The organism is Streptomyces sp. LS-MS-L19 (assembly GCF_058382285.1).
The window spans coordinates 9,822,975-9,833,308 of the sequence record NZ_JBYCLL010000001.1 but is presented as its reverse complement, the minus strand read 5'-3'; the positions used below and the strand labels follow the sequence as shown (position 1 = coordinate 9,833,308).

General features: G+C 72.6%; 7 protein-coding genes. All 7 read left to right on the top strand.

The genetic code is table 11. The features are described from left to right. Positions 1–18 precede the first annotated feature (18 nt). The 7 genes from AC2XR2_RS43950 to AC2XR2_RS43920 are packed head-to-tail and all read left to right on the top strand — an operon-like array spanning position 19 to position 10,318. Entirely contained in the window at positions 19–609 is a 591-nt protein-coding gene (locus tag AC2XR2_RS43950; RefSeq protein ID WP_491518318.1) for a phage baseplate assembly protein V, read from the top strand. 10 nt (positions 610–619) lie between these two features. After that, positions 620–967 carry a hypothetical protein gene (locus AC2XR2_RS43945; protein WP_491518317.1) on the top strand — a complete coding sequence of 116 codons (348 nt, stop codon included), beginning with the start codon at positions 620–622 and terminating at the stop codon, positions 965–967. Next, a complete protein-coding gene (locus AC2XR2_RS43940) occupies positions 964–1,344 on the top strand; it encodes a GPW/gp25 family protein (protein WP_491518316.1) in 381 nt (126 codons plus the stop codon). The genes AC2XR2_RS43945 and AC2XR2_RS43940 overlap by 4 nt, the downstream gene beginning before the upstream one ends. Continuing rightward, positions 1,341–4,262, top strand: a complete 2,922-nt coding sequence (locus AC2XR2_RS43935; protein ID WP_491518315.1) for a putative baseplate assembly protein — start codon at positions 1,341–1,343, stop codon at positions 4,260–4,262. The genes AC2XR2_RS43940 and AC2XR2_RS43935 overlap by 4 nt, the downstream gene beginning before the upstream one ends. Positions 4,263–4,268: 6 nt before the next feature. Then, positions 4,269–6,896, top strand: a complete 2,628-nt coding sequence (locus AC2XR2_RS43930) for a putative baseplate assembly protein (RefSeq protein WP_491518314.1) — start codon at positions 4,269–4,271, stop codon at positions 6,894–6,896. Next, complete coding sequence (locus tag AC2XR2_RS43925) at positions 6,893–9,016, top strand: hypothetical protein (RefSeq protein ID WP_491518313.1); 2,124 nt, start codon at positions 6,893–6,895, stop codon at positions 9,014–9,016. Before AC2XR2_RS43930 ends, AC2XR2_RS43925 begins: the two co-directional genes overlap by 4 nt. A gap of 9 nt (positions 9,017–9,025) precedes the next feature. Then, entirely contained in the window at positions 9,026–10,318 is a 1,293-nt protein-coding gene (locus tag AC2XR2_RS43920) for a DUF6519 domain-containing protein (protein WP_491518312.1), read from the top strand. Positions 10,319–10,334 lie beyond the last annotated feature (16 nt).

Below are 10,334 nucleotides of genomic sequence, written 5' to 3'. Positions count from 1 at the left end.
CACGAGGAGACCAGACCCATGAAGAACATGAAGGACATCGGTTACGTGGAGTCGCCCGGACTGCTCGGCCCGGCGGAGCGCGGCGACGGCGAGCCGCCGGGCGCGCGCCGCTTCTACGGCAAGTACCGCGGCTCGGTGGTGGACAACGCCGATCCGCACGGCATGGGCCGGCTGCTCGTCAGCGTGCCGGACGTCCTCGGACTGTTCCCCAGCACCTGGGCGATGCCGTGTGTTCCGCTGGCCGGGATGCAGTCGGGGGTGTTCGTCGCTCCGCCCCAACGGGCGGGTGTGTGGGTGGAGTTCGAGGGCGGCAACCCCGACTACCCGATCTGGACCGGCTTCTTCTGGGGCAGTGGCGCCGAAGCCCCGGCGACTGCCGGCTCGCTCGCCCCCGGTGCCGCGTCCTTCCTCGTGGAGAGCACGGGCAGGAGCAAGGTCGCCGTCAGCGATACACCCCTCGCGCCCATGAAGGGCGGCGGGGTGCTCCTCCAGTGCCCGTCGGCGTCGATCACCGTGGACAGCGCGGGCGTCACCATCAACGCGGCGAAGATCAACCTCATCGGCCTGGTCGACATCAACAACGGTGCGCTCGTCGTGAAGACCGCCTGAGGAGGCCACCATGCCGGGATTCGCCCTCACCACCGCGGCCGTCCTGACCTGTGCACACCAGGGGCAGATCACCCTCGCGCCCGGCCAGCAGCAGGTCCTTGCGGGTGGGGCGCCCGTATTGACCACGGCCGACGTGTACGCGGTCACCCCGTCCTGCGCCCTGACGTCCGCGCAACCAGCGAGCCCCTGCGTGCAGGTCGACTGTGCTCCGGCGGCGGCCGCACGGGTGCTCGTGCAGGGCCGCCCGCTGGTCGTGCAGCCGGCGGGTCCGGGCAGCGGCTCGTGTCTTTCGGCCGCTCAGGTGCCGCAGGGGCCGCCGGTCGTCTCCACCGTGCAACAGCAGGTGACAGCCGTATGAGCGCACTGCCCGGAAGCCATCTGGACTTCCCCTTCCACGCCGACGCACAGGGCCGGTCGGCGACCACCACGGACGAAGATCATGTACGGGATCTGATCGAGCAGTTGCTGTTCACCGTGCCGGGCGAGCGCGTGAACCGGCCCGAGTTCGGCACCGGCGTACTGCAGCTGGTGTTCGCACCGGCGAGCCAGGAACTGGCCGGCGCGGTCGAGTACTCCCTGCGGTCCGCGCTGCAGCAGTGGCTGGCCGACGTCCTGCTCGTCGAACGGGTGGAGGTGGCCACCGAGGACGCGATGCTGCGGATCACCGTCGGCTATGTGCTCCTCGCGACGGGCGAGCCGGGCACGGCCGTCGTCGATCGGAGCACGGGACCATGAGGGGCGCATCCGACAAGTACCGCTGTCTGCCCGGTGAGCGCGCGAGCCGGGCCCGTGACGCGGGCCTCGACGCGATCGTCACCGTGGACGTCGACGGGCCGGCGCGAACCCTGCGCGTCCTGCTGCTCGCGGCCGCCCCCACCGGGTCCGCTCGCACCCTGACCGCCGCGCACATACGGATCGAGGGGCCGGGGCGTGCGGTTTGCGCTCTCGACGTACGGGTGGAGGGCACGCCGCCGCCCACCCGGCAGGCCACGTTGCTGATCACCGTCGATCGCCTCGGTGACCGCTCCCCCTACACCCTGAGACTGGTGGACCCCGACCGGCCCGGCGCGCCGTTCCCCGGGTTCGATCCTCGGCACAGCAGTGCCGAGTTCACCTTCACCGCCGCCTGCAGCGCGGAGACCGACTGCGCGCCAGGCGCGGACGACGTGCCGGCCGCAGACAACGCTCCGGCCGCGGCGGGTCCGCCGGTGGCCATCGACTACCTGGCCAAGGACTACGCGAGCTTCCGCCGCCTGATCCTCGACCGGCTCGCCCTGATCTCTCCCTCCTGGACCGACCGGCAGATCCCCGACCTCGGCATCACCCTCGTCGAACTCCTCGCGTACGTGGGCGATCAGCTCTCCTGGCGCCAGGACGCCGTCGCCACCGAGGCCTATCTGCACACCGCACGCCTGCGCACCTCGGTCCGCCGTCATCTGCGGCTCGTCGACTACCGGATGCACGACGGCTGCAACGCCCGTACTTGGGTGCAGGTGGAGGTCGAGGAGCCTGCGGTGCTGCGCGCCGGGACGTACTGGTTCGCGACCGCCCTGCCTGCCGGCGAGGCCGCGGGACCGCTCGTTTCGCAGGCCGAACTCACCGATTCCACAGGCAATTTCGCCCGCTACGAACCCATGACCGACACCGACCTGGCACTGGATCCGGCGCACAACCGGATCCGCCTGTGGACCTGGGACGGCGAGGAGTGCTGTCTGCCGGCAGGCGCCACCGCGGCGACGCTGGTCGACCCGGGCACGGACGAGGAGCGCCGGCTGGGTCTCGGTCCGGGTGACGTCCTGATCCTGGAGGAGGTACGCGGACCGGCCACCGGCGTGCCAGGCGACGCCGACCCGCGCCACCGGCAGGCGGTACGGCTCACCGCCGTGGAGCCGTGCGCGGATCCGGTGAGGGGGCAGCCGCTGCTGCGCGTGACGTGGGGCGGACAGGACGCGTTGACGTTCCCGCTCTGCCTGGCCGCGGTCGGCGGAGAGCAGTGCTGTCTGTTCGAGGACGTGAGTGTGGCGCGCGGCAATGTCGTCCTGGTCGACCACGGCAGCACCCTCGGCGCACCGGTCCGGCTCACCGCTCCCGTACCGGCTGCGGCTGCGGCTGCGGCTGCGGCGCCCTGCGAGGGTCCGGGCCATCCCGCGGCCCGACATGCCGAGGTCATACGGTGGTTGCCGCGTCTGGACGCGCGGCCGCTCACCCGGCGCGCACCCCACCCGGACCCGGCCCTGACAGCCGGCGCGCAGGCCCGGATCCTCGAGTCGATCCCGGCGCGGGCCGCGGAGGCCGTCGCCGATCTGTACCGGCGGGTGGAGGCGGGCGGCGAGCCCACCGCGGAGGATCTGGCCCTGGCCCGGACCCTGTGGGGCGAGCGGTCCGTCGTCGAGGCGGGATGGGAAGCCGCCGGCGATGCCGCGGGACGGCGGGCGGCGCTCGCCCTGTTACGTTCCCGGTCGGCCGCCTTGCTCGCGCGGCGTACTGCACGGCTGGCCCGGCTGGCGGCCCGTGCACGCACCGGCACCCCGCTGGATGCGAACACGGCCGCCGAGGTCGCCGCGGGCTGGGGTCCGGTGCTCGCGGCGGGTCTCGACCCGGATGATCCACGGGGCGCCGGACCCGCATCGCTCGCGCTCGTCCAGGACACCCGCGCCGCACTCCCCCAGCTGACCCTGACCTCGGCCGGCGAGCGCTGGGAGGTGCGGGCCGATCTGCTCGACAGCGGCTCGGACGATCCGCATGTCGTGGTCGAGACGGACGAGGACGGCACCGCGCGGCTGCGGTTCGGTGACGGCCTGCTTGGACGGGCGCCGACCGCCGGACAGGAGTTCCTCGCGGGCCTTCGCGTGGGCAACGGGCTAGCGGGCAATGCTGGCGCGGACACCGTGGTGCACCTGGTCGTCTCCGCGCCGACCGACATCCGCGTGATCCGCGCGCGCAATCCGCTGCCGGCCGTGGGCGCGACCGCACCCGAACCGCTCGCCGAGGCACGGCAGTTCGGGCCCACAGAGTTCCGCCACCGGCTGGTCCGTGCGGTCACCGCCGAGGACTACAGCACCTTGGCAGGGCAGGTGTCCGGCGTGCAGCAGGCCGCCACCGAGCTTGCGTGGAACGGCAGTTGGTACGAGGCCGATGTGGCAGTGGACCCGCTCGGCAGCACCCAGGTGCCCGACACACTCCTCGACTCGGTGCGCGACCACCTCGAAGGCGTCCGCCGCATCGGCCACGATCTGCGCGTGGACGCACCGCGGATGGTCCCGGTGGACGTGCGGATGCGCTTGTGCCTTGCACCCGACGCACGGCGCGCAGCAGTGGAACGGGCGGTGCGGGCCCGGCTCGGCAACGGGCCCGGGGGGCTGTTCCACCCTGATCGGCTCAGCTTCGGCAGCGATGTGTACACGGGGCGTCTTGTGGCGGAGGCGATGGCGGTGCCCGGAGTGGTGGCGGCGATGGTGCTGGGGCTCGGGCGGGCGGAAGGCGTGGAGGGCGGGGTGGGCGGGGCCGAGGAGTCGGCCCGCGCCTCGCGGGTCGGGCAGGTCCCGGACCACAGTGTGCTCGCCTTCGGACCGTTGGAGATCCCCACGGGCGGTGCCGATCCCTCGGGGCCCGGCGCCGGAGTGTTGTGGATCGATCTGTCGGGGGGACGGTGAACGCCCATGTGCGCTCCGGGACATGAGGCCGGCGCAACCTGCGCGGGCTGCTGCGCCACATCGGCCGCGACTCCCCTACCGACGGGCAATCCACCCGGCGCGTCGGCGCTGCGCACGCGGGTCGGCACGCACGCCGCGTTCCTCACGGCGATGACGCGGGCCCTCGCCGGTTCCGCCCACCCCGAACTCGCCTCTCTCACCACCCGCGACGCCCCCGATCCGGCACTCGCCCTGCTCGACGCGTGGGCCTGCGTCGGCGACGTCCTGACCTTCTACCAGGAGCGCATCGCCGACGAGGGCTACCTGGGTACGGCCACCGAGCGCCGTTCGCTGACGGAGCTCGGCCGCCTCGTCGGCTACCGGCCACGGCCCGGCCTGGCGGCGGACTGCTGGCTCGCCTACACCCTGGACCCCGATCCGGCGGACGTGGAGGTCACGGTCCCCGCAGGCGCCCAGGTGCAGGGCGTGCCCGACCCGGGTCAGGCGCCCGCGGTCTTCGAGACCTCGCAGGACCTGTCGACCCGTCCTTCCTGGGGGGCGCTGCGGCCGCGCACCCACCGCCCGACGGCGATGACGCGCGACTGCGCGCGGGGACTGCGAGTGATCCACGTCGACGGCGTGAGCACGGGGCTCATGCCCAACGACCGGCTGCTGTTCCACTTCGACGACCAGGATCCGCCCACGGCGCGGCGTGTGGAGAGCGTGCACACAGACCTCATGGGCGGCACGACCGCCGTCGGCCTGGCGGAAATCTCCGTCAAGTACGCGCAGCAGTGCGCCGAGTCCGTCGGCCGGACGGATCTGGCCCCCTTCGTACGACTGGAAGTGCTGCGGGTCAGGGCAGCACCCTTCGGTGCGGCCGCGCCGAAGGAGCGCCTGCCCGAGGGCATACCGGAAGGCCCTCCGCAGCCGAAGTTCCGGGAGTGGACGCTGGATCCGGATCTGTACGACCTGGGTCCGGACCCAGGCCAGAAACGCCGGGTGCTGCCGCTCGACGGGGAGCATCCGCGGATTCTGCCCGGGAGCTGGATCGTGGTCGACCCTCCGGACGGCCCGGACGTCGTACGCCGCGTCGACTGGGCGCGCGGCAGCGGTCTGCCGCTGTACGGAATCTCCGCGCGGTCGACGCTCCTCGCCCTCGACGACGCATGGTTCCCGGTCGCCGTCACCGAGTTGGGCGGTCACCGTGGCTACACGGTCCATGTCCAGGCGGAGGCCCTGCAGCTCGCCGACGAACCCGTCATCGATCCCGTCACGCACCGCACGATCGACTTGGACAGGGTGATCACCGGGCTGCCCCCGCACCGCACCGTCCTCGTGACCGGCGTCCCTGCCGACGCCACGGAAGCCACAGAGGTCACAGAGGCCGCAGAGGTCACAGGCGAGCTCGCCCATGTGGCGGCCACGCGCACGGTCACCGACCCGAACCGCCCGGGCGTCACCCCGTACACCTTGCTCGACCTGGCCGCCCCACTGCGCCGCACGTACCGCCGCGAGACGGTCACCGTGTGGGGCAATGTCGTGCGCGCCACGCACGGCGAGACCAAGGAGGAACCCGCCTGCTGGAGCGGCGACGCCTCCCTGCCGCACCTGAGCATCCCGCTCTCCGCCCATCCGCTCACCTACGTGACGGCGCCCGACGCGGACGGCGGCGAGGCCGAACTGGTCATCAGGGTCGACGAGTCGGCGTGGCAGGAGACGGACGAGATCGCGCGCGCCGGACCCGCCGAGCGCGCCTACGCACTGCGCACGGACGCCACCGGCGTCACCACCGTCACCTTCGGAGACGGCAGTCACGGCGCACGGCCACCCACGGGCAGCGCGAACATCGCGGCTCGCTACCGGGTCGGTCTCGGCCGCGGCGGCAACCTGCGGGCGGGCCAGGTGAGTCAGCTGCGCACGAAGCCGCTCGGCATCAGCGCCGTCACCAACCCGCTGCCCACCAGTGGCGGCACGGACGCCGACTCGGACGAGGCGCTGCGCGTGCGGGCCCCGCTGCCGACGCTGGCCATGGAACGCCTGGTCGCCCTGCGCGACTACGCCGACTTCACGCTCTCCCGGGCCGGCGTCGGCAAGGCGGCCGCCGCCCGGCTCACCGTCGGCGGCCGGGAGATCGTGCACGTCACCGTGGCCGGTGTCGAGGACGCCGCCCTGCCGCCGGACTCAGGCCTCATCACCTCCCTGCTCACCGCCTTTCGCCGCTACGGCGAGCCGGGGGTGACAGCCGCCGTCGAGCCGCGCACCCGGTGGAACCTCGTCGTCGACGCCCGGATCGGCATCGCCGGCGACCACTCGCCCGCTCTGGTGGAGCCGCGCCTGCGGGACCGCCTCGGGCGAGTCTTCGGCTTCGGGGCACGGGAGTTGGGCCGCAGCGTGTACGCGGCGGAGGCCGTCGCGGCGCTCCAGGCGGTGCCGGGCGTGGTCTTCGTGGACTTACGCCGCTTCGGCGCGACACGCGGGACCACCGCGGCCGACGCGAACAAGGTCAGTGGTGTCTCCCAGCAGGTGTACGCGCGGCCCGCACGCCTCGAAGGGGCGCCGGGCCAGGAGGTGGTGACGGCCGCGGACCTGATCGCCCTCGCGCCCGGTCTCGCGGAGTTCGTCGTCCTGGCCATGGAGGTGGTGTCCCCGTGACCAGCTCTTCCCACGACGCGAACGCCCCCTTCCCCGACCGTCTATACCAGCTACTGCCCGAAGTCCACCGCATCCGCGACGAGCAACGGGGCTTCGCTCTGCGGGCGTTGCTGCGGATCATCGAAGAACAGGTCCGGGTCATCGAGGATGATCTCGACCGCGCCTACGCCAACCGGTTCGTGGAGACCTGCGAGGACTGGGTGGTGCCCTACATCGGCGCACTGGTCGGCGCGTCTCCTCCGCCGCCCGGCAGTTCACCCGGGGCGCTGCGCGCGCTGTCCCCGCGCCGGGCGGTCGCGGACGCGGTGGCGAACCGCCGCCGCAAGGGCACCGCGGCGGCGCTCGAAGCGGTCGCCGAGGACAGTGCCGGCTGGCCCGCGCGGGCCGTGGAGCACTACCGGCAGCTGATCCGGGCCCAGCACGTACGGCATCCGCGCCTCGACCGTCCCGCGACCCTCGGCCTGCGCGACGCCCTGGCCTGCTCGCGCCTGGGCGGCCCCTTCGACGAGGCACCGCACCTCGTCGACGTACGACGGCCCGACAGCGTGTTCACCCGGGGTCTGCACGGCGTGGCGAGCCTGACGCTGTTCGTGTGGCGGCTGCGGGCCTTCGCCCTTCACCGGGCACCGGCCTTCTGCATCGATCAGCGCTACAGCCGGTATCTGGTCAACGTGCTTGGTACCGATACGCAGTTGTTCACGCCAGGGGCGAGCACGGCGCACGCGCCGGGGCCGGGTGAAGTCCCGCATCCGCTGAGCCGTGCGGAGTTCGCCGACGCGGTCACCGAGTACTACGGCCCCGGCAGGAGCCTGCAGATCTGGCGCGACGGGCTCGACACCGCCGTACCGGCCGGGCAGATCGTCGTCGCCGATCTCACCGACTGGCGCTACCGGCCAGGGCCCGGGCAAGTGGCGGTCGACCCCGAGCTCGGCCGGATCGCCTTCGCGGCCGACGAGCCGCCAGAGCACGGGGTGTGGGTCACATGGCACTACGGCTTCGCCGCCGCCATCGGCGGCGGCGCCTATCGCCGCGCGCTCCCCGCCCTCGGCAAACGGCGGCGCTACGCGGTAGGCGGCCCGGACGGCGCGGGCTCGATCACGGCCGCACTGCGGCAATGGCGTACGGACAAGAAGAGCGATCCCTCCCTGCACGAAGCCGTGATCGAGATCCAGGACTCGGCCGACTACACGGAGTCCCTGCGCATCGACCTCGACGAGGACGACCGTCTGGAGATCCGTGCCGCACCGGGCGCCCGACCGGTCATCCGCCTGCTCAACCAGAAGACCAACCGCTTCGACGCACTGATCGTACGGGCCACCGCCAAGGCGCCGCCGGCCGGCTCGGTCGCCGACTGCCCGCCCACGGCCGCCCATCGCCCGCATCTGACGCTCGACGGCCTGGTGGTCACAGGACGCAGCGTGGACGTGGTCGGGCAGATCGGCCAACTGACCATCCGGCACTGCACCTTGGTGCCCGGCTGGGAACTGGACCGCGACTGCCGGCCACGCTGGGGCGCCGAACCGTCCGTAGAACTGCGGCGCACAACGGCACGGTTGCGGGTGGAGCATTCGGTGATCGGCACGATCGTGGTGGACCAGGACGAGCCGAAGGGCGAGCCCTTGGACATCGAGTTCCTCGACTCGATCGTCGACGCCACGTCCCATGACCTGCCCGCGCTCACCGCCCCCGAGGACCGCTTCGCCCATGCCGCGCTGACCATGCGCCGCTGCACGGTGTTCGGCGACGTACGCGTCCAGTTCCTAGCGCTCGGCGAGGACAGCATCGTCACCGGCTGTCTGCACACCTGGCGCCGCGACAGCGGCTGCCTGCGGTACTCCTACGCACCGCCGAGCCCCGCGGGACCACCGCGCCACCGCTGCGTGCCCGCGCCGGGGTCCACCACCCCGCGCCCTGTGTTCACCAGCACGCGCTACGGCCACCCCGCCTATGGCCAACTCCACCACTCCTGCACCTCGTTGATCTCCGCCGGAGCCGAGGACGGCGCGGAGATGGGCGCCTTCCACGACCTCTACCAGCCCCAGCGGCTGCACAACCTCATCGACCGGCTCGCCGAGTTCGTACCTCTCGGCATCGAGCCGGCCGTCATCACCGCCACCTAGGGGGACGCCGTGCACGGTGACTTCTCGAACATCACGTTCTCGCCCGACCGCGCCTACTCCACCGTGTTCGACCTGCAAGGACGGGTGGGCCTCGACGCCAACCACAACGAGCGGGCGGCGATCCTGCTGCACTGCCTGCGCTCGTTGACGGCCGACCTGGTGGGGCCGCACGCGGGCCCCGCCGAGAACCTGGGCTTCGCCATCGCCGACGTCGGCCCCGGCGGCTTCTCCATCGGCCCCGGCCACTACTACGTCGACGGCATCCTCGTGTCCAACCCGGCCGGGGTGACCTACGCCGAGCAACCGCACGCCTTCCTCGACCTCGAAGGCGCCGACAAACTCCCCCCGGGCGCCTACACCGTCTACCTGAAGGTGTGGGAACGCCATGTCACGGAGATCGAGGACCCCTCTCTGCACGAGCCCGCGCTCGGCCTGCACCAGCCCGACACGTCGAGCCGCGCCCAAGTCGTCTGGCAGGTGCGGGCGGTGCCGCTCAAGGGCCGCGAGAACGCCCTCGACCGCCTGGCCCTGCAAGCCCCCGCCCGGGGTACGGGCGTCCTCGAGGTCCGTACGCAGCGCGATGCCGGGTCGGCCGACGATCCCTGCACCGCCTCCCCCGAAGCCTCGTACACCGGCGAGAACCAGCTCTACCGCGTGGAGATCCGCAACGGCGGCCCGGCCTCCGACGGAGCCACGTTCGTGTGGTCGCGCGACAACGGCTCGGTGATCCATCCCGTACGCCGTATCGACGGTACGAAGGTCTGGCTCTCGGCGCCTGCCCGCGACCGGCACACCGTGCTGGAGCCCGGCCACTGGGTGGAAGTGGTCTACGACGCGGTCTCGCTCCGCCGCGAACTGGGCCTGCCCGCAGCGGCGCCACCGCTCCACCGGATCGACGACATCGACCCCGAATCCCTGACACTCACCCTGGCCACCGCCCCCGACCCGCCCCCTTCCCCCGACCGCCACCCGTACCTGCGCCGCTGGGACCACACGCCGCGCGACGACCGGTCGGGCGGAGCACTGCCGGTCAGGGAGGGCTCGTGGATCCCCCTGGAACAGGGCATCGAGATCCGCTTCCGTCCCCCGGACGACTCCGAGCCCGCCCGCGACTACCGCTCGGGCGACTACTGGACGTTCGCGGCCCGCCGTACGCTCGGCACCGTCATCTGGCCGTATCCCGACGGCAGTTCACCGCACGGAGTGGACTACCACCTGGCGCCGCTGGCGGTGGTTTCGCGGGGCGGGGCGGTGGCGGGGCTGCGGAACTCATTCACGATGCCGCTGACAACGGGGCTGTGACCCGGAAGGGAGGCGT

Coding starts and splice junctions, on each gene's coding strand:
- AC2XR2_RS43950 (WP_491518318.1), top strand. CDS start 19: ATGAAGAACATGAAGGACATCGGTTACGTGGAGTCGCCCGGACTGCTC.
- AC2XR2_RS43945 (WP_491518317.1), top strand. CDS start 620: ATGCCGGGATTCGCCCTCACCACCGCGGCCGTCCTGACCTGTGCACAC.
- AC2XR2_RS43940 (WP_491518316.1), top strand. CDS start 964: ATGAGCGCACTGCCCGGAAGCCATCTGGACTTCCCCTTCCACGCCGAC.
- AC2XR2_RS43935 (WP_491518315.1), top strand. CDS start 1,341: ATGAGGGGCGCATCCGACAAGTACCGCTGTCTGCCCGGTGAGCGCGCG.
- AC2XR2_RS43930 (WP_491518314.1), top strand. CDS start 4,269: ATGTGCGCTCCGGGACATGAGGCCGGCGCAACCTGCGCGGGCTGCTGC.